Source organism: Actinomyces wuliandei, from assembly GCF_004010955.1.
In the GTDB taxonomy this organism is placed as follows: Bacteria; Actinomycetota; Actinomycetes; order Actinomycetales; family Actinomycetaceae; genus Actinomyces; species Actinomyces wuliandei.
Genome location: NZ_CP025227.1, coordinates 767738 through 790641, shown reverse-complemented (window position 1 = coordinate 790641; position 22904 = coordinate 767738). Strand labels below are relative to the sequence as shown.

Genomic DNA, 22904 nt, shown 5'->3' with positions numbered 1-22904 from the left:
AGCGTGCCAGGCGGGCACACAGGCACGACGGGAGGTCGGCCGCGAGGTCAGGGTACGTCTGCTGAGTACCGGGGGCGCGCAAGACGTACCCCAACCTCGTGAACCAGTCAGCCCAGGTCTGGTGAGGAGGCTGGAGATCCGCCGCCAGGTCCCGGGCGGGCCTCTGCCATCCAGGCCGCCGTCAGCAGCACCACGCGGGCCGCCAGGTTCAGCCACAGCAGGAGCACTGCGACAGCAGCGACGGAGGCCAGCAGGGGGTTGCTCGCCGAGGAGCCCACCACGTCGGTCCCTAACTCACGCAGCACCCCGAGGGCCAGCGCTCCCAGCGCGCTGCCCCACAGCAGGTCACGCCGAGGTGGCCGCGCACCGCTCACTCTCACCATGAGAGCCAGGATGCCGGAGTCAATGACGAAGGACACCACCAGGACCGCCACCCTGGAGCCGGTGCTGGTCAGCGCACCTGAGAGCCCCAGGGCCTGCCCAGCCTCCCCCGACAGGAGCCTGGTGAGCACCGAGGCGACAGCAGTCACCAGGACCCCCACCACGATGATGACAAAACCGACCAGGTTCATCAGCTGGGTGCGTACCAGCCCTGTGGACTGGTCCGTCAGCGTGAACACGGCTCGCAGTCCCGTCCGAATAGCCCCCATGAGACTCATCGCCGAGAACATCAGGGCTGCGACGGCCAGGACCGACCCCACGGTGAGGGCCGAGTCCAGCACCAGCTGGTCAACGGTGACCAGGCCGCCGCTACCGGTGTCCACGACCCCGGGAAGCAGAGAGTCAATAGTGGTCACGACGGACCGACGCACGGAGTCGTGGCTGCCGACGAACGCCATGAGGGCGCTCACCCCGATCGCCAGGGCGGCGAAGACTGAGAACAGGCCGGTGTAGGCGATCCCCCCGGCGATGAGGTTCCCGTGCGCCTCCTGGTAGCGCTCCAGGGCACGTCCCGCCCGCGAGCGCCGCAGGCGTCCCACCAGCTGTCCTACTCGTCCCAGCACAGTCCAGCCTCTCAGGCGTGCCGGTGGAACTGTGGGAGGGGGGACAGGTCGGTGGAGGTCCCGAAGGAGAAGGACCCGACCTCCTCCCACAGCCCCTGCGGGGACAGGCGGCAGAGGTCCAGGCTGGCTGCCTCGAAGGAGATCTCCAGCTCGGCGCCTGCGGTGGCCGCCAGGTCCAGGCTGGCGTCGTCCAGCCCCTGGGCCAGGGTGACGTGCGGGTGGAAGGGGAAGCTCAGCGGCCGCGCCAGGGGGCCGGCCTCGTCACGCACACGTACCTGGAGGACGTCACACTCTGCGGCCCCGCTGTGCAGGCCGAGGTAGACCACCGGGGAGACCGGCCGGAAGGTGCCCACCCCCCGCAGGCTGACCTCAAAGGGGGCGGTCTGGGACGCCACCCGCCGCAGGTGGTCTGCCACCGCTGCCAGGGCGTCGGTGTCCACCGCAGTGGGAGGCAGGAGCGTGATGTGGGGGGGCACCACCCGGGCCAGGGGGTCGCCCGCCATGGCGCGCACGGTACGCACCCGCTCCGCCCCCGCGTCTGGCAGGGCAAGCACCACACCGATGACGCACTGGTTGGTACCCGTCACGGGAACGTACATGGCCGCCAACCTCCTTCCTGTCCGGACCCGCCCGCGAGACCGCGAGGACAGGTCTGCTCCTGCCGCAGCCGTGTGGCGGCGCCCTGCAGGTCCCACACTACCGCGAGCCGGGACGGCAGTTCCAACAGGGGCCAGCCACGCCCGGCTCCTGGCAGAGCCCCTAGCGCAGACACCTCGGCAGACTCTGGCAGAATACCGCCGTGCGCGCTGTGCCACCCGGATCGACGGCCCCGACGACCCACGAGGACGTGGTAGCCGTGCCGCCCGTGGTACCAGCTGCCGCTGCCAGCCGCTGCACGGACCACAGCCCACCCCGTCGTTTCCGCTCCACCTGCCACTGACTTCCACGACCTGACCAGGAGACCTCCGATGAGCACCCAGCAGCCTCCCCAGCCTCTGTTCGCCCCCGCCATGTCGCCTCAGGAGGGTGTCGGTGCTGCTACCACCCTGTTCCGTGAGACCTTCGGCAGCGAGCCCGACGGCGTGTGGTACGCCCCGGGGCGTGTCAACATCATCGGTGAGCACACCGACTACAACGGCGGCCTGGCCCTGCCCGTCGCCCTGCCTCACCGCGCCCACCTGGCGCTGCGCAGGCGCCAGGACCGCACGGTCCGCCTGGTCTCCCCGCAGACCAGGCAGCAGGTCGACATCATGGACCTGGACACGATCGGCCCCAAGGGGACGCCGGGAGAGGTCCGCCAGTGGGCCGCCTACATCGCTGGTGTCGCCTGGGCGTTGGAACGTGAGGGCTTCGCGGGCCTGCCGGGGTTTGACGCGGCCCTGGTGTCCTGCGTGCCCCTGGGTGGGGGCCTGTCCTCCTCAGCGGCCCTGGAGTGCTCAGCGGCTGTCGCCATCGACGAGGTGGCGGGCCTGGGGCTGGCGGGCAGCGCCGACTCCCCTGACGACGCCGGGCGTGCCCGGCTGGTCCAGGTGTGCGTGCGCACCGAGAACGAGATGGCCGGCGCGCCGACCGGGGGCATGGACCAGTCCGCCTCCCTACGCTGCCTGTCCGGTCACGCCCTGGAGCTGGACTGCCGGGACGGGTCAGTCACCCACGTGCCCTTCGACCTTGCCGCCCAGGACCTGGCGCTGCTGGTCATCGACACCAAGGCGAAGCACTCCCTGGTTGACGGCCAGTACGGCCAGCGCCGCACCGCCTGCGAGCAGGCGGCCAGCCTCCTGGGCGTCGAGCTGCTGGCCGACGTCGCCGTGCAGGACCTTGACGAGGCGTTGGAGCGCCTGCGGGCAGCAGCCTCTGGCTCCCAGGGCTCCACGAGCACGGCCGGGGCCGAGGCGCTGGAGCCCGACGTGCTGGTACGTCGTACCAGGCACGTGGTCACCGAGATCGACCGGACCCACCAGCTGGTGGGGCTCCTGCGGGACGGCCGCCCCCTGGCAGGTGACAAGCTCGCCGCCGCTGGCGCCCTCATGGACGCCTCCCACGAGTCCCTGCGCGTGGACTACGAGTGCACCTGCCCCGAGCTGGACACAGCCGTGGAGGCGGCCCGCTCCGCTGGAGCCCACGGCGCCCGCATGACCGGGGGCGGCTTTGGCGGCTCCGCGATCGCCCTGGTGGACGCCGCGCGTGTCCACGACGTCGCGGCCGCCGTCACCGACGCCTACGCCCGGGAGGGGTTCACCCCGCCCGCCTTCCTCGACGCCGTCCCCTCAGCGCCCGCAGGCCGCCTGGCCTGAGCCAGGACCAGCAGGGTCTGCGTCGGGGCCAGCCAGCCGCAGGAGCTGCGGCAGCGCCGTCGGCTTAATCAGCGCAGCCAGCGCCGTCGGCGTAGTCAACCACCAGCGGGGCGTGGTCGGACCAGCGGGAGGCGTAGTCCACGGCACGGTCAACCGTGAAGGATCGCGCGCGCTCGGCCAGCCCCGGGGTGGCGGCCTGGTAGTCGATCCTCCACCCGGCGTCGTTGTCGAAGGCCTTGCCCCTCTGCGACCACCAGGTGTAAGGACCCTGGGTCTCGGCCCCGGCCAGGGCGCGGGAGACGTCCACCCAGCCGGAGGAGAACCACCCCTCCAGGTGGGCGATCTCCTCGTCCATGACCCCGGCGATCTTGTTGTGGTTGGGTCTCCAGTTCTTGATGTCGCGCTCAGAGCGGACCACGTTGAAGTCCCCCGCGACCAGCGCCTGCGGCCCGCCCTGGCGGCTTGCCTCCAGCAGCGCGGCCAGGCGCCGCCCCACCAGGGCCAGGTGGGCGTACTTCTGGTCCATCTTCTCCGTGCCCAGCTGGCCGGAGTGGAGGTAGGCGGAGACCACTGTAACCACTGTCAGGCTGGCGGCCCCCGCAGCAGACCCCGTGGACACGCTGCCGGAGTCGTCAGTACCGTCACCGCCCTCGTCACCGGCTACCTCACCGGGCTCGACGTCCCCACCCACCTGGAGGTCCACCTCCAGCCAGCGCCCGGAGTCCACGTCGGGCTCAGGCGTTCCTGGCACGGCCACGCCCTGGCGCACGGCACTGACCACGGCCGGGCCGTCCTGCCGCACCGCCACGGACACGCCCGCGCGCCCCTTGATGCGGCAGGGCCAGGTGGACACGTCGTAGCCGGGCAGGAGGTCGGCGGCGATGTGCTCGTCGGCGCGGACCTCCTGCAGCAGCAGGACGTCGGGGGCGCAGGCAGCCAGCCAGTCCCCCATGCCCTTGCGGGCGGCGGCCCGGATGCCGTTGACGTTGACTGTGGCGATACGCATGGCTGCCTAGCCTACAGCCCAGGAGGCTGACACCATGGGCACATGGCCGCCACGACCAGCCCCTCCCACCCACGGACCCGCACTGTCCACGCCCTGGTCACCGGTGTGGTCCAGGGTGTGGGCTTCCGCTACCACTGTGCCGCCGAGGCCCAGGCCCTGGGCCTGGTGGGCCAGGTCCGCAACCTGCCCGACGGCGACGTCGAGGTCCTGGCCCAGGGGTCAGCCGACGACGTCGCCCGGCTGGTCGCCTGGCTCTACAAGGGGCCGCGCTGGGCCCGCGTGGAACGGGTGGCGCTCACCGACCTCAGGGCGGGGAGCCTGACCAGCCGCCGCTTCGAGGTCACCGGCTGACCCGGGCCAGGCACGGCACACAGAGCAGCGACGCAGGACAGTCACACAGGACGGCACAGGCATGACGGACGCGCCAGGTACGGCAGGCACGACGGAGCCGACAGGGCCGACAGACCTGACGACCTCGACAACAGGCCTGAGGGGTACGGGAAGCCGCCCGCAGGCCCCGGGGACGCTGAGTGCGCGCAGGGCGCTGCGCTGGGCGCTGGCCCTCATGGTGCTGGCTGCCTGCCTGCCGGTCCTGGCCCAGCTCACGGCCTCACCACCGGCCTCCACCCTCATGTGGCTGGCCTCCATGCCCTTGTGCCTGGCGGGAGCGGGTGTCGCGGGCCGCGGCGCGCTGCGCCTGGCGGGAGCGCGCCGGGCGCAGGAGGAGGACGAGACGCGGCTGTGAGCACCCGGGCTGACCGCCCACCAGAAAGCACCCGCCGGGCAAGCCAGCAGACAGCCCCGGCAGCCTAGCCGGGGAGGCGGCTCGCCTCGCGGACTGCCCCAACAAGCTCACCTGGACTCGCCCCGCACCTGCCCCGTCCCTGGCTCAGCGCTCAGCGCAGCCTCACCGCCTGGATGAGCACCGCTGCCAGCCAGGCGAGCAGGACGGCGATCACCAGGCTGGACGCCAGCAGTGGCGCCACGTCGGAGACGACGATGCCCCCGGAGTCGGCCAGCGCGGCGGAGGAGCCCAGGTTGAGTGCCCGGGTCGCGATGGCCTGGGGCAGCACGTAGCTGACCGGGCGCAGTGCTGTGGAGGTCACGGAGGCGATGCCGACCACGCAGCCCAGGAGGCACAGCGCCACGGGGGCGGCGAAGGACCTCAGGAGCGCCGACAGCAGCGACTGGAGGACGACCAGGGGAAGGGCCGCCACCAGGGAGATCAGTCCTACCAGGGCGAGCTGCCACGGGAACGGCTGGTCTATGCGGAGGACACGTGTCCCTGCCACTGCGGTACCAGCCACCAGCACAAGCTGCATGAACGCGACCAGGAGGAGCACCGAGGCCGTCTTGGCCGCCACCAGCCGCAGCGGGGCCGCTGTGGAGGTCAGGAGCAGGTTCCAGTTGGTTCCCTGGTGCTCCGTGCGCCACACGGTCGCGGTGAGCAGGCTGATGCCCATGGAGTAGAAGAGGAAGCTGTAGAAGAGCACGACCTGGGAGGTCAGCGGGACCCACCCGGAGCCGAGGGCGTCCTCGTTGCGCACGACGTTGAGCGTGCCGGTGACGACTGCCAGGACGGGCAGGACGATCGCGACGACCCAGGTGCTGGACCGCCTGAGCTTGGTGAGCTCTGCGCGCAGCACGGGCACCCTACCTTTCCACCCGGTCCAGACGCCGGGTCACCAGGGTGAAGACCACGGCGACCAGGAGGAGGAAGCCCGCGACCCACCCGTAGGGCGCGCTCACGTAGGAGACGCGGTCTCCCTCCTGCCCGGCGTGGGAGATGATGGCGTAGTAGCCCCACGGGACCAGCCTGCTGAGCCCAGAGGGCATGAGGAGGCTGAACACGGCCAGGAAGGAGCCGAGCGTGCCCACCCCCACGCTGACGAGCTGGTTGTCCACCCGTGCCGCGAGCCAGATGTGGAGGGCGCAGAAGGCGACGTCAAGAAGGTACAGCAGCACCGTGTAGCCCACCCAGGAGCCGGTGTCGAGAGGAACCCGGATGCCAGCGAGCACGCCGGCAGCGACGACAAGGCCTGACTGCGCCGCGACTGCGGGCAGGAGGAGGAGCGCCAGCGTCGCGAGCTTGGCGCGGCACAGCCTGCCGGGGCTGTGGCCTGCGGTGGCAGCAAGCACCCACCCCTGCCCGGAGTGCTCGATGTCGGTCTGGCGGCTGGCGAGGACCGCTGTCAGGAGCGGAGAGGTCATCGCGGCCATGAACGTGTAGGTCAGCAGGAGGGCCGCCCAGGGGCTGGCCTGCGGGTCGTCGAGGGACTCCCGGGTGCTGCTGGCGAACAGGGACAGGCAGCTGAGCGCGGCCACGGCAGCGACCAGGCTGGCCAGCAGGGGGCGTGTCCGCAGGCGCCGTGTCTTGCGCAGCTCCAGCACGATGCTGCGTCTCATAGCAGTCCGCCTCGACCGGTCAGGTCCATGAAGACGTCCTCCAGGCTCTGCTGCACCCGGCGCACCCCATAGACGTCGATGTCGGCGGCGACCAGGCGCCTGACCAGGGCGGCGGTCTGCTCCTTGTCGAGCCCGCTGACGGTGACGCCGCCCTGACCAGGGACAGCCCCTGTGATGAGGGTTCGCGCACGGTCCGGCTGGGGTGTCTCGATGACCAGGTCCGGGACGGAACGCTTAAAGAGCTCCTCGCGGGTCCCCTGGAAGATGAGCCGCCCGGAGGAGAGGATGCCCAGGACCGTGGCCATCCTGTCGATCTCGTCAAGGAGGTGGCTGGAGACCATGACCGTGACCCCGTTGCGGGCCAGCTCCACGAGGAGGCTGCGGACCTCCTCGATCCCGGCCGGGTCCAGCCCGTTGGTGGGCTCGTCCAGGATCAGCAGGGAGGGCTGGCGGGCCAGGGCCATGGCGATGCCCAGGCGCTGCTTCATACCCATGGAGTAGTGGCGCACCAGCGTGTCCCTGTGGTCGCGCAGGCGCACCGTGGCCAGAGCCCGGTCAAGCTGGGAGTCGGACAGCCCGAGCATGTCGCGCACGATCGTCATGTTCTCCCAGCCGGTGAGGTGCCCGTAGCCGGGGGGAGCCTCGATCATGGACCCGACCATCGGCAGGAGGTCTCCTCGCGACGCCGGGGTCAGACGGCGGCCGAGCACCTCGATCTCTCCGGCGCTGGGTCGGGTCAGCCCCAGGAGCATCTTCATCGTCGTCGACTTCCCGGACCCGTTGGGTCCCAGGAACCCGTAGAGGGCACCCTGAGGGACCCTCAGATCCAGGGCCTCGACAGCGGCACGATCCCCGAACCGCTTGGTCAGCCCGTGCGTGGCGACGGCTGTGCCCACCAGGCTGCCCACGCCGTCGCCTCCCGTCGCTGCAGCTGCAGCGGCCGCGCCTACCGTGCTGGTCGCGCTCATAGCACGAGCCCCCCGGTCGTCTTCTGATCCGTACGCATACTCGTCATCCTTGCAGGACCAGGACGGCAGGCACATCGTCCCGCCGTGGGAAACCCGGGAGCCAGCATGCCCTACCGTCGCAGGAGGGCGGCCTCATACCACCGTCTCAGCCCACGGAGTCAGCCATGCCAGGAGGGGTGCCGGGCGCGTCAGCAGCACCGGGGACAGCAGCACCCGGGGCACCGGAGGCAGTGTCCTCAGCCGTCACACCAGTCGCGGCTGCGGTCACGAAGTCAGCCAGCCCGTGACGGTAGGCCCAGATGACGAGCTGGACCCGGTCGCGGACGCCCAGCTTTGTCAGCACGTGCCCCACGTGGGTCTTGACGGTGACCTCCGCGACGTACAGCTCGCGGGCGATCTCGGGGTTCGAGCGCCCCGCGACCACGCGGGCAAGGATGTCACGCTCGCGAGCGGTCAGGGCGCCCAGGGCCTCCAGGGCGGGCGTGCCCGGTGAGGCTCCTGGAGCCCCCAGGCGGCCTGCCTCCCCCGGTGCCTCCGGGTCCTCGGTGACTCGCCGCAGCAGCCGCTGGGTGGTGCTCATGGCGGCGGTGAACGTGCCGCCGTGGGCGGCCCGGATCGCGTCGGCAAGCTGGACCGCCGTGCTGTCCTTGAGGATGAACCCGACCGCCCCGGCCCTGAGCATGCCGATCGCGTAGGCGTCATTGTCGTAGGAGGTCAGGCCCAGGACCCGGGGAGCGGAGTCGGCCTGCTCGGCGGTGATCCTGCGCGTGGCTTCCACCCCGTCCAGGCCGGGCATGCGCACGTCCATGAGGACCACGTCGGGCCGCAGCTCACGCACACGCTCAACAGCCTGCTCCCCGTTGCTGGCGCTGCCCACGGCGGACATGTCGGGCTGGGCCCTGACGATGCGGCTGATCCCGTCACGGACCAGGGACTGGTCGTCCACGACGAGCACAGAGATCGTGCGTCCTGCCTGCTCGGGCTCAGTCACCACCACTCACCGTCTCTCGCCGTCGCTCACTGCCCCCGGGGGGCGTCTGTCGATACTCCCGACACTCCCGTCGCAGTCTCCGCCGCTACCGTCAGTGGCCAGGTAGCCACCAGGGTAAAGGTGTCTGCCGGGCCGTGGCTGTCGCGGTAGTCGTATTGGCTGGCGTCGTGGTGGCTGGGATCGGTGCGGTGGTGACCGTGAGGATCACCGTGAGGATCGTTGCGGGTACCGTGGTGAAAGCCGTAGTGAAGGCTCCCGCCGTAGAGGCGGCAGCGGCGCCTGATCCCCGCGAGCCCACGGTGCTCGCGGAGCGACGCGTCAGCCGCTCCTGGATCGGCGGGCTCATCGACGGCGTTGGAGACCGTGACCCTGAGCTGGTCGGGCGCCCAGTCCAGGGTCAGCCTCACGGTGTCTCCCGTGCCGTGCCGCTGCGCGTTGGTCAGCGACTCCTGGACCACCCGGTAGACCGCCGCCGACAGCCCGGGGTCCAGCCCGACGGGCGTCCCGGTGGTACGGCGCTCCACGCGCTGTCCCGAGGCCTCGACCCCGGCGAGCAGGTCGTCAAGGTCGTCGAGGCCGGGGGCGAGACCAAGAAGAGCAGGGTGGGCACCCTCCTGGTCCGAGGGAGCCAGCAGCACCCGCACCTCACCAAGTGCCGACCTGCCGGTACGCGATATCGTCTCGAACAGGTCGGCGACCTCCCCGCTGGCGGCAATGGCCCGGCCGCTCTCGGCCTGGACCACGACACTGGTCAGCGTGTGCGCGAGCACGTCGTGCATCTCGTCGTTGATCCGCTCCCGCTCCTCATAGGCTGCCAGCTGGGAGCGGGCCTGCGCGTTGCGCTCGGACAGTAGGCGGCGGTGCTCAGCGTCATGCAGCGCCTGGAGCGTGCGGCGCCGGAGGAGTCCCACCACCCACGCCACCACGAGGCTGGCGCCCACGAGGCCGACAGCCAGCGCCCCCTCCGCGGGCGCGACCCCGCGAGCAGGCAGGCTGGCAGCCAGCACGCCGACGACGACCAGCCCCATCACCGGCGCCACGCGACGCCGCCGCCCGTCAGCGTAGGCGGCCACCGAGTACGCGGCTGCGAGCAGGACAAGGTCACCCGGGAACAGGGGTGCCGCCTCAGCCAGCAGGTGCGCGACCGAGACCACCGTCGCCACAGCGGCACAGGCGACTGGTGCAGTACGCCGCAGACCCAGCGTGGCAGCCATCGCGGCCGACCACGCCCAGTCAGGCTGGCCCGCCAGCCCCAGGAGCACGCACAGGACGACCCCGAGGGCAGCGGCAGCCACGTCAACGGCACCGCCTCTCAGCCCAAGATCCCTGGGTGGCTGGTCCGGCTCCACGCTGTCAGCCTAGCCCGCGCACCGTGCAGCGCACACCCAGCCGAGGCGTCCACACTGCCCCTTGACTCCCTGCCCGCCATCAGGACGGGCTCAGCACGCCACGGCCTGAGCCGAGATCTGTCAGACCTCCGCGCCCACGGCCCGCTCAGCCGCCTCCACGACGTTGGCCAGCAGCAGGGCGCGGGTCATGGGCCCCACACCACCTGGGTTGGGGGACAGCCAGGAGGCCACCTCATCCACCCCGTCGGCCACGTCGCCCGCGATCCGTCCCTTGCCGGTGAGCGGGTCGACCACGCGCGAGACGCCCACGTCCAGGACCACCGCCCCGGGAGCCACCATGTCGGCGGTGATGATGCCGGGGCTGCCTGCGGCGGAGATGACGACGTCGGCCCGGCGCACGTGGTCGGCCAGGTCCGTGGTGCCCGTGTGGCACACGTCCACGGTGGCGTTGACGTCCTTACGGCCCAGGAGCAGCCCGATGGACCTCCCCACGGTCACGCCGCGCCCCACCACGCACACGTTGCGTCCCGCCAGGTCGATGCCGTGGCGGGTCATGAGCTCGATGCAGCCCCGGGGCGTGCACGGCAGCGGGGAGGTGACCGGCTCCGAGGCGCGCAGCACCAGGCGCCCCAGGTTGGTGGGGTGCAGGCCGTCGGCGTCCTTGCCCGGGTCCACCCGCTCCAGGACGGCGTTGGTGTCGATCCCTGCGGGCAGGGGGAGCTGGACGATGTAGCCGGTGCAGCCGGGGTCGGCGTTGAGCCGGTCCACGGCAGCCTCCACCTCAGCCTGGGTGGCAGTAGCGGGCAGGTCCACCCGGATGGAGGTGATCCCCACCTCCGCGCAGTCGGAGTGCTTGCCCGCCACGTAGCGCACCGAGCCCGGGTCCTCCCCCACCAGGACGGTGCCCAGGCCGGGGGTGAGCCCACGCTGCACCAGGGCCGCAACCCGCTGGGTGAGCTCGGCCTTGATGCGGGCGGCTGTCGCCGTGCCGTCCAGGACCCGTGCCGGTCCCTGCCACGGCGCCCTCACTGGCCCAGCCCCTCAGGCAGCCCCTCGTAGAGGGGGAAGGCGTCGGTCAGGGCCGTGACGCGCCCCCTCAGGGAGGCCAGCAGGTCCTCGTCCGCGCTTCCATCCGCGCCGCGCGCCAGGGCGGTGGCAATGATGTCGGCCACCTCGGTGAACTCTGCCGCACCGAAGCCCCTGGTGGCCAGGGCGGGGGTGCCGATGCGCAGGCCGGAGGTCACGCGCGGGGGCCGGGGGTCGAAGGGGACGGCGTTGCGGTTGACGGTGATGCCGACCTCGTGCAGGAGGTCCTCGGCCTGCTGGCCGTCCAGGCTGGACTCGCGCAGGTCCACCAGGACCAGGTGGACGTCGGTGCCCCCGGTCACCAGGGTGATGCCGGCGGAGCGGACGTCGTCGGCCAGGAGGCGCTCAGCAATGACCGAGGCGCCCTGGAGGGTGCGGGCCTGGCGCTCGGCGAACTCCTGGGTCCCGGCGATCTTCATGGCCACGGCCTTGGCGGCGACAACGTGCATGAGCGGCCCGCCCTGCTGCCCGGGGAAGACCGCCGAGTCAAGCTTCTTGCCCCACTGCTCGGCCCGGCTGGACAGCAGCAGGCCCGAGCGCGGCCCGCCCAGCGTCTTGTGGACGGTGGTGGACACGACATCGGCCCACGGCACGGGGCTGGGGTGCAGGCCTGCGGCGACCAGTCCGGCGAAGTGGGCCATGTCCACCCACAGGGCGGCGCCGACCTCGTCAGCAACCTCACGGAAGGCCTGGAAGTCCAGGTGGCGGGGGTAGGCCGACCACCCGGCGACGATGACGCGCGGCCGCTCCCGCAGGGCGGCCTGGCGCACCTGGTCCATCTCGATACGGTGGGTGGTCTCGTCCACGCCGTAGGCGGTGGCGTGGTAGTTCTTGCCGGAGAAGTTGATCCTCATCCCGTGGGTGAGGTGGCCGCCGTGGGCCAGAGACAGTCCCAGGAGAGTGTCACCGGGAGCGGCCAGGGCGTGCAGGACGGCGGCGTTGGCCTGGGCGCCGGAGTGGGGCTGGACGTTGGCCCACTGCGCACCAAAGACGGACTTAGCCCGCTCGATGGCCAGGGACTCAGCGACGTCGACAACCTCGCAGCCCCCGTAGTAGCGCCGCCCAGGATAGCCCTCCGCGTACTTGTTGGTCAGCACCGAGCCCTGGCACTCCAGGACAGCCCGGGGCACAAAGTTCTCCGAGGCGATCATCTCCAGGGTGGAGCGCTGGCGGTCCAGCTCCCCGGCCAGGGTAGCGGCGATCTGCGGGTCCAGCTGTGCCAGGGACTGGCTGAGGGTGCTAGAGGCCTCGGCGAGGGACGCTGGGGACGCAGAGGCGTCGGGTGCTGTGTCAGGGGCGTCAGGAGCCTGGGGGGCCTCGGGGGCTTCAGTGGTCATGTGGTCTCCTCCGTGGTGGGACGCGCGGCTCAGCCGACGCGTCAGCGGGTGACCCGTGGCCCAGGCGGGCGACCCCGTGGTCTCGATCCTCGTGCCGCTCCCCGGTGGTCCTCCACCCGGCGCCAGTCGCGGCGAGCGCAGCCTATCGCATCGTGGTCGCCGGGCCGTTCACGGTCACCCCGGCAACCCACGGGGCCCGCCGCGCCAGAACCACACCTCACCTCCTGCCGCAGCGTACCCCGCGCTGCACATCTTCAGCCGTTCCGGCGCGCAGCCGGGACTCGGGATCTTCGACCTTTCCCTGCAACCGCAACAAGGCCCGCTGCCGTTGGCCGCGCTCCCCTAGCCCAAGATGTGCAACTCGGCCAGCCCGAGCCTGACCGCGGCCCACCAGTCCGGTGCAACGGCCCGCCACCACCCCGCTCTGCACCTGGTTGTCCCGCACCTGGCCACGGGCCAGGCAGCGGCACGCCTCCCGGGGCGCCGCTCCAGGCATCCACTGGCACCCGCACGCCCTCACACCGGCCCGAGCCAGTCCCCCAGACCGTCGTCCACGCCGACCCAGGACACAGCCTGGGACAGCTCCTCACGGCGCAGGAGCGCCTTGCCGAAGGCCTGACGCACCCGCTCGCGTACCTCTGGGGCGCCCAGACCGGTGACCACCAGGTGGCACCACGGCCCACACCGCACCTCAGAGACCACCGACCAGTCCCCTGAGGCGTTGCACCAGCCCCCCTGGGGGCCGGACCGCCCCGGACCGACGGCGGCATCCCCACCACGAGTGACCCAGACCTCCTGGGATCCGCGCCACCCTACCGGGGGCACGCCCCAGCCCCTCGGGACCTCGTCCCAGCTCCCGGCGTCACCCACGCTGACCGCTCCCCCGGCGACCTCCCATGCGCACACCCGTCCAGGCCTGCTGGGCAGCCAGAAGCACCCCCGCGCGCACAGCCCGCGACCGGCCAGGTCGGCGACCATCTCTCGCAGACGGCCCGGGTGGAAGGGGAGGGTGGCAAACAGGTCGAGGGTCCACACGCCGTGGTCGTCCGGGCCGCCCCAGGCCTGGGTGGTGGCGGGGTGGATGCGGCTCACCGCAGCCTGGGCGTCATGGGCGAGGCCCACCAGGTGGTCCAGGACGGGCACGTCCAGGCCGGGCAGCAGGAGGGTGTCGTGGGGCCGTAGGTGCTCCACCAGGTCGGCACCCTCACCTGACTCCTCCTGGCCGAGCGCCACGACCACGTCGGCGTAGCCAAGGTTGGCCAGATGGACCTCCGCAGTGCAGCGGGCGTCGTCAGGCAGGGCCCCCACGCTGGCCTCAGCCAGCGGACGGTGCTCCAGGAGCTCGGCAACGGCAGCCGCCGCGTCCAGGACGTGCGCGACACCGGCCAGCCGCACCCGGCCGCCCTCCAGCTCCTCGGACAGGCGCGGCACCAGGTGGACCAGCTCGGTGGCCGCAGGCAGCAGCACAACCGTAACACCCTCAGGATCCTGGCGGGCGCGGTCCTCGGCCACCGCCACCAGGACCTCCCGCAGCGAGCAGGTCTGGCAGGACGAGGGCATCACCACGTCCAGGACGGCTGGCTCCTCCCCCAGGCTGGCGGTGCTGGTGAGGCGCACCAGCCCGTCCTCGCCCACGTGAGGCAGCAGCTGGGCACGGATGACGACGGCGTCCTCGCCGCTGAGCACGAGGTCGATGAGGTCCAGCAGGGTCGGGTCGACGGCACCGACGAGGACCAGCGCGTGAGTGGCATGAGACACAACACCCTCCTGCAGGTTGACGTTTCTGAGAATGATTCTCAATAATGCACCCTATGACCACCTACTGCCAAGTCACGGGGATGAGGCCGGTCTTCGGCCGTTCGGTCTCCCGGTCCCACCGCCGCACGCCACGCCGCCGGAAGCCCAACCTGCAGCGCAAGCGATACTGGGCCCCCTCGCTGGGGCGCACCGTCCGCCTGACGGTGTCCGCCAAGGGGATACGCACGATCGACAGGCGGGGTATCGACGCCGTCGTCGCCCAGATGCTCGCCCGGGGGGAGCGGCTGTGAGCCCCGCAAGCAGAAGCGCCAAGGACCTGCGCCCCGTGATCAGGCTGGTGTCCACCGCTGGCACCGGCTACACCTACGTCACCCGAAAGAACCGGCGCAACACCCCTGACCGGCTGGTGCTGCGCAAGTACGACCCCGTGGTGCGCCGGCACGTGGAGTTCAGGGAGACGCGCTGATGGCCCGGAGGTCCAAGATCGCCGCTGAGAGCCGGCGCGCCCGGGTGGTGGCCCGCTATGCCGAGCGCCGCGCCCACCTCAAGCATGACAGCGTCAGCCCGCACCTGAGCCAGACGGAGCGCCGGGCGGCCATGGCTGCTCTGCACGCCCTGCCGCGCGACGCCTCCCCCACCCGCCTGCGCCGCCGCGACGCGGTGGACGGCCGCCCTCGCGGGCACCTGCGCGTCACTGGCAGCTCCCGGATCCGGTTCCGCGAGATGGCGCTGCGCGGCGAGCTCCCCGGCATCACCAAGGCCTCGTGGTGACCGCCGAGGGGCCCTGGCCAGCCTCAGGGCCCGTGACACCACTGCGCCCGAGACGGTGGCGCGTCCGCTGCCGGGCAAGGCGCCGCAGCAGTCCACCGCACCACAGCACGGATCCACAGAGTGTCGCGGACCAGCCTGGACGCCCGACCTGCCCAGGCACACCGTTGCCCGGGACCCGGACAGGCTCAGCCCACAGGACCCTGGCAGGCTCTCACGACACGCACCCAGCACCCACGACCAGCAAGGAGCCAGACCAGTGCGACCCGGAATCCACCCCAGCTACGTTCCCGTCGTCTTCCGCGACAAGTCCGCAGGCTTCGCCTTCCTGACCCGCTCCACCATAACCTCTGACAAGACCGTCACGTGGGAGGACGGCGCCACCTACCCGGTGGTGGACGTGGAGGTCTCCAGCGCCTCCCACCCGCTGTGGACTGGTCAGCAGCGCGTCCTGGACACGGCGGGGCGAGTTGAGAAGTTCCGCCGCCGCTACGGCGGGCACTGACCCGGCGAGCCCCCTGACCCCTCGGCGAGCCCCCTGACCCCTCGGCGGGCCCCCTAACCACCCCGACGAACCCGGCACTACCACTCACCAGCCCTGTGCGGGCAGGGTTGGCACAGCCACCTCGACCTACGGCTTCTGCCCCGGGCGCCCCAGCCGTGCCAGCCCATCAGCACACCAGAACAGAAAGGAGCCAGCATGAAGGTCCGTGCCTCGATCCGCTCCCTGGCCAGGCAGCCGGGCAGCAAGGTGGTGCGCCGTCGCGGCCACACCTACGTCATCAACAAGAAGAACCCGCGTCTCAAGGCCCGCCAGGGCTGAACGTAGGCAACGGCAGGCTGTGAGGGTGGAGGAGGCGAGCCACGACTCCTCCACCCTCACGACCCCGGCGGCCATGAGGGCAGAGCGTAAGCTGCGCGCATGCAGCCCTCCCGTCCTGTCCTGGTTGTCCTCGGCGGGCTGCCCGCCACCGGAAAGTCCGCTGTGGCCCACGAGCTCAACCATGACGGGGCACTCGCCTACATTCGGATCGACAGCATCGAGCAGGCCCTGCGAGCCGCCGTGCTGACGTCCCCGGTCTTGAGCTGCCCGACTGGCAGGCTGTCCGGGAGCGCGATTACCACCCGTGAGACGGCACGGACGTGCTACATATCGACACTGCTGCGACCAGCCCGCAGGCAGCAGCGAGGACCATCCGCTCGGCCGTGCACTCGGCCACAGTCTCCTCGTCCGCCGCTGCCCGGGGCGCCTGAGGCGCGCACCGGCCCTACCCGTGGCCCCGGGCGACCCCGCCCCGGCAGGGGCCGGCTACCCTCACTCCCCGGGGCCAGGCTAACCTCGCCCCCATGACCACCTCGACGAGCACCCTAGGCTCTCCGGCGGACCCGGGCACCCAGAACGCCTCAGGCAACCCGGCGGGCACCTCCTCGCCCACGGCCACCGCGATCCCTGACCCCAGCACCACGCGCCCCCTGACGAGGTCCCCCGGCGCCCCGGCGGGGACAGAGGGTGCTGAGGGGACGGGCAGGACGGGAGCCCAGCACCTGGTGCTGTCCCTGTCCTGCCCCGACCGCCCCGGCATCGTCCACGCGGTCACCGGCGCCCTGGCCCGGCGTGGCGGCAACATCACCGAGTCCAAACAGTTCGGGGACGAGCACACCGGCCTGTTCCTCATGCGCGTCCAGGTCATGACCACCGTGCCGCGCACCGAGCTGGAGAAGGACCTGGCCGAGCTGGCCCGCACCTACTCCATGACCTGGACCCTGGACGAGGTCGGCCGCCGGGTGCGCACCCTCGTCATGGTCTCCAAGGAGGGCCACTGCCTGACCGACCTGCTCTTCCGCGCCCGCAGCCAGGGCCTGCCCGTCGAGGTGGCAGGGGTGGTGGGCAACCACGAGACGCTGCGCGACGTCGCGCAGTTCTACAACGTCCCCTTCCACCACATCCCGGTCACCAAGGACACCAAGGAGGCCGCCGAGGCCGAGCTGCTGGGCCTGGTGGACTCCCTGGGCGTGGAGCTGGTGGTCCTGGCCCGCTACATGCAGATCCTCTCCCCCGCCCTGTGCGAGCGCCTCCACGGCGGGGTCATCAACATCCACCACTCCTTCCTGCCCAGCTTCAAGGGAGCCAACCCCTACCGACAGGCCCACGAGCGCGGCGTCAAGCTCATCGGTGCCACAGCCCACTACGTGACGGCCGACCTCGACGAGGGACCCATCATTGAGCAGGACGTCACCCGGGCCAGCCACGAGGACTCCGTGGAGACGCTGCGCTCCAAGGGCCAGGACGTCGAGCGGCGGGTGCTGGCCCAGGCAGTGCGCTGGCACGCCGAGCACCGGGTGCTCCTCAACGGGCACCGCACCGTCGTCTTCGCCTGAGGCCTGGCCTGAGACCCGGCCGAACGGGGCCGCCACCGTGTCGTGCAGCCGGAGCAGCCACACCTCACACCTGCGTCGGCACGCTCCGGCCAGCAACGACCTTGGCGAGCAGCTGCCGGGGGACGTCCGCAACACCGCGCACCTCGGCCACCACACGGCGGTGGGTACGGCGGGCGTCGGCGTCGTCAGCCCCGGTGAAGCGGATGGTGACGCGGGGCTCACCACCCACGACGTCGACCTGGAAGGCCTCCAGCGTGGTCGAGGCGGTGACCGCAGCACAGGCGGCCTCCTCGACGTCGCGGGGCTCCCGGCCGGGAACCAGAGTGGTCACAGTGAGCACGGTCCGGTAGGAGGGCACGACGACAAGCCTAGGCACAAGCCCAGGGGAACACCGCTTCCCGCCAGCAGCCGTGACCGGTAGTGTCAGTGGTGCCAGGTGGTGCCAGCACCGTCGTGGCCAGCCCCCGACCAGTGCCCACCACGACCAGGCCCACAGACCAGACCCAAGGAGCCCCCATGCCGTCCCAGAACCCCACCAGCCCTGGCACCCCTGACACCACCCCCTCTGCTCCCACAGCAGCCACAGCGCTCGAGGCGGCCCGCCGCTACGCCGCCAGCTTCACCCCCGCACGAGGCGAGCACGCCTCTCTGGCCGTCGTCGCCTGCATGGACCGTCGCCTGGACGTCATGTCGCTGCTGGGCCTCCAGGCCGGAGACGCCTACATCATCCGCAACGCGGGAGGCGTCCTCACCGAGGACGTGCGCCGCTCCCTGGCCATCGCCCAGCACGCGCTGGGAGTCCAGGAGATCCTGCTCATCCACCACACCGACTGCGGCATGTCCCACCTGGACGATGAGGTCTTCACCGACTCCCTGGAGCGGGAGACCGGCCAGCGCCCTACCTGGCGACCCGGAGGCTTCACCGATGCCGCCCAGGACGTGCGCCAGGCCCTGACCGGGCTGGCTGCAGACCCTCACGTGCCCGACGGGGCGAGCGCACGGGGCTTCGTCTACGACGTCGCCACCGGGGAGCTGGCGGAGGTGCAGCGCTGACAACGTCTGACACCACGTCTGCCAGCGGTGCTGACAGCCGGACTCTGGGCGTCCCGGCCAGAGCCCCCGGCCTCACCACCGCACCCCGGCACCTGCTGGGGCGCGTCCCACCCCTGACGTAGCGTGGCTCCGTGACCATCCAGGACATGCTCGTTGACAGCCTCTCCCGTTCCCGCCAGCGCCTGGGCCGCGCCCTCGACGGCGTCACCATCGAGCAGGCCAACACGCCTCCCGTACCAGACATCGCACCACGGACCAACTCCCTGACCTGGCTGGCCTGGCACACCGCCCGGGAGATCGACCTCCAGGTCGCTCCCCTGGCCGGGGTGGAGCCAGTGTGGGTCTCCCACGGCCACCGCGAGCGCCTCGCCCTGGACCTGCCTGATGACACCCAGGACTGGCGGCACACACCGCAGGAGGCCGCCAAGGTCGTGGTCCCCGACCTGTCCGTGCTGACCGCCTACCTTGACGACGCCTACGAGATGGCCACCACCTACCTGCGCAGCCTGGACCCTGCCAGCCTGGACGAGGTCATCGACACCACCTGGGACCCGCCGGTGACCCGGGCCGTGCGCCTGACCTCAGTCATTGACGACGCCGCCCAGCACTCCGGGCAGGCCGTCTACACCCGCCGTCTCCTGGGCCTGGAGGGCTAGGAGTCCGCCTCCTCGGCAGGGCGAGGCAGCACCGAGCCGTCCACCCTCAGCGGGCGTGCAGAACCAGGGACTGGCCATCATCAGGAATGAGGAGGCTTCCCTCGAAGCCCTGCTCGGCGGCAGCCTGGCGCAGACGCTCCTTGGAGGTGCCCCAGTGGTTGAGGGCCTCCATGTGGACGGCCACGATCCTGGCCTCAGGCACCGCTCGGTGGATCTGGGTCACCTCCGCGTCGTCCAGGACCAGCCGCCCCCCGGGGATGCTGTTGCCCCCAGCATTAGCTATCACGACGTCGGGAGCAAAGACCTCCAGGGCCTTCTCCACTCCAGAGAACCAGACGGTGTCACCGGTGAGGTAGAGGGTCGGCTCCCCTTCGGCACTGAGGACCACCCCCATCGTGTCCGCACTGCCGGTGCGCTCGATCATCGGCTGCACCAGCTCGAGGGTGTCGTAGTGCTGACCCTCGACACTAACCAGGACCACCTGGCCCAGACGCGCTGTCCCCTCCAGGACCCGCACGTCGGTAAAACCTGCGGAGGCGATGGTGCCGGCGTCGTACTCGTTCTGGACAAACACCGGCACCTGCTTGGGAATAAAGTGGGCTGCCTCCTGGTCCCAGTGGTCTACATGCGTATGCGTGACAATAGTCGCGTCTATGCCACGCACGACCTCCTCAGCTGGAAGCGGAAGATCCTGGAGCGGATTGCGTTCACTGCCCCGAAGCGACGGGAAGGGGTCGAGGGCACCCTTAGGTGACAGCATCGGGTCAATAAGAAATACCTGCCCGCCATAGGTCAGCCTGGCCGTGGCATTGCGAATGTGAAGAAACTCCATATCAACACCCTACATTCCAACTCGGTGACACAGCCGCGACACACCCGCACGCTACATCGGTATCGCGAGTCATAGCGGTAAGAGAAACAGTCCAGGTCGGGGGCCAGCAGGGCGGAAAAGACCAGCCGAGCAGCGGTACGGCACTAACCGCCGCACCCGGGCACCTCCCGCCCGCGCCTGATCACCCGGACCGGGCGCAGCGAGGAGTCCGTGACCACGACGTCAGCCCGCAGACCCGGCACCAGCGCCCCGACTCCCGGGTCCCCCAGGACTCTCGCCCCCTGGAGGCTGGCGGCGTAGACGGCGTCCACAAGATCCACGCCCCCGCGCCAGGTGGTGCGCACGACGTCGATGAGGTGGGCAGTTCCCCCGGCGATAGTGCTGGTACCCGTGACCCGGGCAACACCATCCGCCACCGTGACGGCAGCCGGGCCAAGCACATAGCTCCCGTCCGCCATACCCGCAGCCGCCATGGCGTCGGTGACAAGCACGAGGCTCTCACGCCCCAGGGCCTCAAAGAGGTCGGTGACCAGCTCGGTAGACAAGTGCACTCCGTCGGCGACCAGCTCCAGGACGATCTCCCCGCGCCGGGCCGCCGCCAGGAAAGCAGGAACGGGACCCGGACGGCGGTGGTGGACAGGAGGCATCCCATTGAACAGGTGGGTGACCGTGGGACGCCGGGAGCGTACCGGCAGACCCGTGGCCCGCCGGGAGGAGATCCGTGCGACCGCGTCGGCCAGGGCGGCGCGTACCGCTCCGCCCTCGGCGTCAGTGTGCCCGTATGACGGCAGCGCCCCCGCGCTGACAAGAGCGGCGCTGACCCCCTCGTCCCCAGTGACACCGGGCTTCTCCGGAGCCACGGTCATGGTTACCATGTGGCCGCAGGCCAGATGAGCGAGCTCACGAACCAGGTCCGTGTCAGGACCGGTGATGAAAGCCGGGTCCTGGGCGCCACAGCGGCGTGCCGACAGGAAGGGGCCCTCGTAGTGGATACCAGCCAGCTCACCGTCCTCGCACAGGCGGGCGAGGAGCCGGGTACGCTGCCGTAGTACCTCAGGAGCCGCTGTGACACAGGAGGCTACGAGCGAGGTGGTGCCGTGGCGACGGTGCTCCATGACACCGACCATGACCTGCTCCGGTGTCTGCGCGTCGGGGAAAGACGCACCCCCGCCTCCGTGACAGTGGAGGTCCACCAGGCCGGGAAGCAGGTAGCCGCCCTGCGGCACAGGTACCGCCTGATCCAGGGCCTGACCATAACCTGCGCTTCCAGCTCGGTCGGCCTCCCCCACCCAGGCGATGCGGCTGCCTTCGGTGACCACAAGCCCGTCGCCGATGACCCGCTCCGGCGTGACCACCCGGCCGCGCAGGACATGAGTGCAGGTCATCACTTTCTCGTTGCTCACGGCACCAGTGTGGCACTCCCAGGAAGCAGAGACGCCTCCCTGCATCCGTGCTGCACATCTTCAGGCCTCTGAGGCATCTCGTTCCGGCCATGATCCGCAGAGTTTCGTGCCCCCGTCCTGACACAGCAGGCTGAAAATGTGCAGAACCAACAGCGGCGCACATTATCAACTTGTGCACGCAACTTGTCGCAGGAGCAGAACGGCGTAACTCTGCGGGCCTATCGCTCCGCAGCTGGCATCCCACTCCATCAGGACAGGTGAAGATGTGCAGCCCTGTACGGCCAACAGCAGCCAGCCCCGCCCAGGCGCCGACCTAGACCTGAGCCAGGCGCCGCTGGACGTGCGCAACCACTCGCTCCACGTCACGCTCCAGACGGGCGGACGGAGCCTGCCCGTCCAACCACAGCAGACCCTCACCGGCAGGGCGCACCGCGACCAGGCGCCCCCGGTCCACCAGCAGAGGACGGAACATGCCGTTGGAAGACGGGCATATCAGCGCCTCCCCAGCCACGTCGGTCAGGCACAGGCGGTCCTTGTACCCCACGTGCAGCTCGTCGAAAGAGGGCAGGAACAGGGTCCGCCCGGCGGCACGACGGCTGGACTCCAGCAGCTCGGGCAGGTCGGCACGCAGGTAGCGGACCCGCGCCCGGTCGCTCGGCGCCACCAAGAAACCGCCCTCCCGAGGGCCTGCGTCCCGGTTGCCAGAAGCGCCCTGGGCACCCCAGACCTCGACTGCTCCTCGCAGGCCACCCCTCACCCTCGCCCGGGCAAGAGGTACCCGTGCAGTCGCCGGGTCAGCCCGGTACCCGGCAGCGGTGGTGACCTCGACAGCGTCCTCGAGCGCCTGGAGGCACTCTCTGACCGGCAGCGTGGTCCACCGGGCAAGGTCGGCAGCACTAACCGGCCCGTGAGAGGTCACGTACCTACGGGCGATCTCCGCCAGCGCGGCCCGGTACCCGCCAGTCCCCCGGGCGCCGCCTCCCGTGCCGCCTGGCCCCGTCTGTGCGCCGGGAAGGCTGCGGGCGTCCACGACAAGGTGCTCGTTGCCCCGCCTTGGCCCCTGGGCCAGCACACCCTCGCGGTGGAGCCGCACGAGCAGGTGGCGCCGTCGCCCTGCCCCGGAGGCAAAGAAGTCAGTAGGCACTGCAGCCGTGACCAGACCCGCGTCCGCCCAGGCACTGACAAGCTCGGCCCGTGTCACTGGCCCATGCTTAGCGAGGAGCCCCAAGGCGGTGTCGGCCGCACGCGCCAGCACGGCGTCGTTGATCCCGAGACGCTGCGTGCTGGAGCGCGTCCACGCGTCAGTGCGGTGCATAAGCGCCACACGCAGCCAGTGGTGGTCGGAGGCCGTGGTGATATGGGCGGTGCCACGCATGGGCCAGGAGCGCACCAGGTGACCCGCCGCGAAAGCCGCGTCAACGTCGGAGCGCACCGCACCCCGGACACGCACGACAAGCGCGTGCGGGACAGAGGAGACCTGCTGGCCCTGGACAGCCAGCTGGCGTCGCACCGCCTCGACAACGTCGGGGGCACTCGTGGCAGGGACAAGCCCCTGGGCGGCGATACGCAGGTAGGACATCTCGCGTGGGGCGGCTGTGGCGCGGGCAGGCATGA

Annotated in this window: 26 protein-coding genes and 1 riboswitch; of the genes, 11 read left to right on the top strand and 15 right to left on the bottom strand. The window is 71.0% G+C overall.

Annotation, left to right across the window (positions count from 1 at the left end):
• Positions 1–107 precede the first annotated feature (107 nt).
• Both CWS50_RS03245 and CWS50_RS03240 read right to left on the bottom strand, forming a co-directional pair.
• Positions 108–1004 (bottom strand): YihY/virulence factor BrkB family protein, encoded by an 897-nt coding sequence (locus tag CWS50_RS03245; protein ID WP_164860065.1) that lies wholly within the window; start codon positions 1002–1004, stop codon positions 108–110.
• Positions 1005–1015: 11 nt separating this feature from the next.
• A complete protein-coding gene (locus tag CWS50_RS03240) occupies positions 1016–1603 on the bottom strand; it encodes a 2'-5' RNA ligase family protein (RefSeq protein WP_127841647.1) in 588 nt (195 codons plus the stop codon).
• Positions 1604–1972: 369 nt separating this feature from the next.
• Here CWS50_RS03240 and galK point away from each other — a divergent pair, with 369 nt between their 5' ends.
• The gene (gene galK, locus CWS50_RS03235) at positions 1973–3298 is read left to right on the top strand and encodes a galactokinase (RefSeq protein WP_127841646.1); all 1326 of its coding nucleotides are present in this window, start codon (positions 1973–1975) and stop codon (positions 3296–3298) included.
• Between the two features lie 64 nt (positions 3299–3362).
• Here the strand turns inward: galK and CWS50_RS03230 are convergent, their stop codons facing one another.
• Positions 3363–4304: an endonuclease/exonuclease/phosphatase family protein gene (locus CWS50_RS03230; protein WP_127841645.1), complete on the bottom strand. Its 942-nt coding sequence runs from the start codon at positions 4302–4304 to the stop codon at positions 3363–3365.
• Positions 4305–4346: 42 nt separating this feature from the next.
• Between CWS50_RS03230 and yccX the strand changes: the two genes are divergently transcribed.
• Both yccX and CWS50_RS03220 read left to right on the top strand, forming a co-directional pair.
• Positions 4347–4655 carry an acylphosphatase gene (gene yccX, locus CWS50_RS03225; RefSeq protein WP_127841644.1) on the top strand — a complete coding sequence of 103 codons (309 nt, stop codon included), beginning with the start codon at positions 4347–4349 and terminating at the stop codon, positions 4653–4655.
• Between the two features lie 61 nt (positions 4656–4716).
• Positions 4717–5049, top strand: coding sequence for a hypothetical protein (locus tag CWS50_RS03220; protein WP_127841643.1), 333 nt, complete (start codon positions 4717–4719; stop codon positions 5047–5049).
• Between the two features lie 151 nt (positions 5050–5200).
• On the opposite strand, the gene CWS50_RS03215 is transcribed toward CWS50_RS03220, so the two are convergent.
• From CWS50_RS03215 to CWS50_RS03180, 8 genes are all read right to left on the bottom strand, one after another.
• Entirely contained in the window at positions 5201–5950 is a 750-nt protein-coding gene (locus CWS50_RS03215) for an ABC transporter permease (protein WP_127841642.1), read from the bottom strand.
• Positions 5951–5957: 7 nt separating this feature from the next.
• The gene (locus tag CWS50_RS03210; protein ID WP_127841641.1) at positions 5958–6710 is read right to left on the bottom strand and encodes an ABC transporter permease; all 753 of its coding nucleotides are present in this window, start codon (positions 6708–6710) and stop codon (positions 5958–5960) included.
• Entirely contained in the window at positions 6707–7678 is a 972-nt protein-coding gene (locus CWS50_RS03205; RefSeq protein WP_206610458.1) for an ABC transporter ATP-binding protein, read from the bottom strand. Before CWS50_RS03205 ends, CWS50_RS03210 begins: the two co-directional genes overlap by 4 nt.
• A 145-nt stretch (positions 7679–7823) precedes the next feature.
• The gene (locus tag CWS50_RS03200; protein WP_243118435.1) at positions 7824–8669 is read right to left on the bottom strand and encodes a response regulator; all 846 of its coding nucleotides are present in this window, start codon (positions 8667–8669) and stop codon (positions 7824–7826) included.
• A 26-nt stretch (positions 8670–8695) separates the two neighbouring features.
• The gene (locus CWS50_RS03195) at positions 8696–10018 is read right to left on the bottom strand and encodes a sensor histidine kinase (RefSeq protein WP_127841640.1); all 1323 of its coding nucleotides are present in this window, start codon (positions 10016–10018) and stop codon (positions 8696–8698) included.
• A gap of 120 nt (positions 10019–10138) precedes the next feature.
• Positions 10139–11047, bottom strand: coding sequence for a bifunctional methylenetetrahydrofolate dehydrogenase/methenyltetrahydrofolate cyclohydrolase (locus CWS50_RS03190; RefSeq protein ID WP_127841639.1), 909 nt, complete (start codon positions 11045–11047; stop codon positions 10139–10141).
• A complete protein-coding gene (gene glyA, locus CWS50_RS03185) occupies positions 11044–12441 on the bottom strand; it encodes a serine hydroxymethyltransferase (RefSeq protein WP_127841638.1) in 1398 nt (465 codons plus the stop codon). Before glyA ends, CWS50_RS03190 begins: the two co-directional genes overlap by 4 nt.
• A 51-nt stretch (positions 12442–12492) precedes the next feature.
• Positions 12493–12581: riboswitch (ZMP/ZTP riboswitch) on the bottom strand.
• A 376-nt stretch (positions 12582–12957) separates the two neighbouring features.
• Positions 12958–14199 carry a CobW family GTP-binding protein gene (locus CWS50_RS03180; protein ID WP_243118434.1) on the bottom strand — a complete coding sequence of 414 codons (1242 nt, stop codon included), beginning with the start codon at positions 14197–14199 and terminating at the stop codon, positions 12958–12960.
• A gap of 53 nt (positions 14200–14252) precedes the next feature.
• Between CWS50_RS03180 and rpmB the strand changes: the two genes are divergently transcribed.
• The 6 genes from rpmB (at position 14253) to purU (ending at position 17346) form a co-directional block, all read left to right on the top strand.
• Complete coding sequence (gene rpmB, locus CWS50_RS03175; RefSeq protein ID WP_164860064.1) at positions 14253–14489, top strand: 50S ribosomal protein L28; 237 nt, start codon at positions 14253–14255, stop codon at positions 14487–14489.
• A complete protein-coding gene (rpmG, locus tag CWS50_RS03170; RefSeq protein WP_127841635.1) occupies positions 14486–14665 on the top strand; it encodes a 50S ribosomal protein L33 in 180 nt (59 codons plus the stop codon). Before rpmB ends, rpmG begins: the two co-directional genes overlap by 4 nt.
• Positions 14665–14970 carry a 30S ribosomal protein S14 gene (gene rpsN, locus CWS50_RS03165; protein WP_127841634.1) on the top strand — a complete coding sequence of 102 codons (306 nt, stop codon included), beginning with the start codon at positions 14665–14667 and terminating at the stop codon, positions 14968–14970. The genes rpmG and rpsN overlap by 1 nt, the downstream gene beginning before the upstream one ends.
• 256 nt (positions 14971–15226) lie before the next feature.
• Complete coding sequence (locus CWS50_RS03160) at positions 15227–15472, top strand: type B 50S ribosomal protein L31 (protein ID WP_127841633.1); 246 nt, start codon at positions 15227–15229, stop codon at positions 15470–15472.
• A 195-nt stretch (positions 15473–15667) separates the two neighbouring features.
• Entirely contained in the window at positions 15668–15790 is a 123-nt protein-coding gene (gene ykgO, locus CWS50_RS03155) for a type B 50S ribosomal protein L36 (protein ID WP_043561131.1), read from the top strand.
• A gap of 524 nt (positions 15791–16314) precedes the next feature.
• Positions 16315–17346 carry a formyltetrahydrofolate deformylase gene (purU, locus tag CWS50_RS03145; protein WP_243118433.1) on the top strand — a complete coding sequence of 344 codons (1032 nt, stop codon included), beginning with the start codon at positions 16315–16317 and terminating at the stop codon, positions 17344–17346.
• 64 nt (positions 17347–17410) lie between these two features.
• Here purU and CWS50_RS03140 read toward each other — a convergent pair whose 3' ends face one another.
• Positions 17411–17704: an FMN-dependent dehydrogenase gene (locus tag CWS50_RS03140; protein WP_127843196.1), complete on the bottom strand. Its 294-nt coding sequence runs from the start codon at positions 17702–17704 to the stop codon at positions 17411–17413.
• Positions 17705–17862: 158 nt separating this feature from the next.
• Between CWS50_RS03140 and CWS50_RS03135 the strand changes: the two genes are divergently transcribed.
• Both CWS50_RS03135 and CWS50_RS03130 read left to right on the top strand, forming a co-directional pair.
• Positions 17863–18399, top strand: coding sequence for a beta-class carbonic anhydrase (locus CWS50_RS03135; protein WP_127841632.1), 537 nt, complete (start codon positions 17863–17865; stop codon positions 18397–18399).
• A 131-nt stretch (positions 18400–18530) separates the two neighbouring features.
• A complete protein-coding gene (locus CWS50_RS03130) occupies positions 18531–19055 on the top strand; it encodes a DinB family protein (protein ID WP_279221963.1) in 525 nt (174 codons plus the stop codon).
• Between the two features lie 46 nt (positions 19056–19101).
• Here CWS50_RS03130 and CWS50_RS03125 read toward each other — a convergent pair whose 3' ends face one another.
• From CWS50_RS03125 to CWS50_RS03115, 3 genes are all read right to left on the bottom strand, one after another.
• On the bottom strand, positions 19102–19887 hold the full coding sequence (locus CWS50_RS03125) for an MBL fold metallo-hydrolase (protein WP_127841631.1): 786 nt from the start codon (positions 19885–19887) through the stop codon (positions 19102–19104).
• Positions 19888–20030: 143 nt separating this feature from the next.
• Entirely contained in the window at positions 20031–21272 is a 1242-nt protein-coding gene (locus tag CWS50_RS03120; protein ID WP_127843194.1) for an N-acetylglucosamine-6-phosphate deacetylase, read from the bottom strand.
• Between the two features lie 331 nt (positions 21273–21603).
• The gene (locus CWS50_RS03115) at positions 21604–22902 is read right to left on the bottom strand and encodes a DNA glycosylase AlkZ-like family protein (protein WP_127841630.1); all 1299 of its coding nucleotides are present in this window, start codon (positions 22900–22902) and stop codon (positions 21604–21606) included.
• Positions 22903–22904 lie beyond the last annotated feature (2 nt).

Bases quoted from the DNA above. Each gene is read 5' to 3' on its own strand.
- rpmB (WP_164860064.1), top strand. From the start codon at position 14,253: ATGACCACCTACTGCCAAGTCACGGGGATGAGGCCGGTCTTCGGCCGT.
- CWS50_RS03240 (WP_127841647.1), bottom strand. From the start codon at position 1,603: ATGTACGTTCCCGTGACGGGTACCAACCAGTGCGTCATCGGTGTGGTG.
- CWS50_RS03230 (WP_127841645.1), bottom strand. From the start codon at position 4,304: ATGCGTATCGCCACAGTCAACGTCAACGGCATCCGGGCCGCCGCCCGC.
- glyA (WP_127841638.1), bottom strand. From the start codon at position 12,441: ATGACCACTGAAGCCCCCGAGGCCCCCCAGGCTCCTGACGCCCCTGAC.
- CWS50_RS03220 (WP_127841643.1), top strand. From the start codon at position 4,717: ATGACGGACGCGCCAGGTACGGCAGGCACGACGGAGCCGACAGGGCCG.
- galK (WP_127841646.1), top strand. From the start codon at position 1,973: ATGAGCACCCAGCAGCCTCCCCAGCCTCTGTTCGCCCCCGCCATGTCG.
- rpsN (WP_127841634.1), top strand. From the start codon at position 14,665: ATGGCCCGGAGGTCCAAGATCGCCGCTGAGAGCCGGCGCGCCCGGGTG.
- purU (WP_243118433.1), top strand. From the start codon at position 16,315: ATGACCACCTCGACGAGCACCCTAGGCTCTCCGGCGGACCCGGGCACC.
- CWS50_RS03135 (WP_127841632.1), top strand. From the start codon at position 17,863: ATGCCGTCCCAGAACCCCACCAGCCCTGGCACCCCTGACACCACCCCC.
- CWS50_RS03125 (WP_127841631.1), bottom strand. From the start codon at position 19,887: ATGGAGTTTCTTCACATTCGCAATGCCACGGCCAGGCTGACCTATGGC.
- CWS50_RS03120 (WP_127843194.1), bottom strand. From the start codon at position 21,272: ATGACCTGCACTCATGTCCTGCGCGGCCGGGTGGTCACGCCGGAGCGG.
- ykgO (WP_043561131.1), top strand. From the start codon at position 15,668: ATGAAGGTCCGTGCCTCGATCCGCTCCCTGGCCAGGCAGCCGGGCAGC.
- yccX (WP_127841644.1), top strand. From the start codon at position 4,347: ATGGCCGCCACGACCAGCCCCTCCCACCCACGGACCCGCACTGTCCAC.
- CWS50_RS03205 (WP_206610458.1), bottom strand. From the start codon at position 7,678: ATGAGCGCGACCAGCACGGTAGGCGCGGCCGCTGCAGCTGCAGCGACG.
- CWS50_RS03210 (WP_127841641.1), bottom strand. From the start codon at position 6,710: ATGAGACGCAGCATCGTGCTGGAGCTGCGCAAGACACGGCGCCTGCGG.
- CWS50_RS03115 (WP_127841630.1), bottom strand. From the start codon at position 22,902: ATGCCTGCCCGCGCCACAGCCGCCCCACGCGAGATGTCCTACCTGCGT.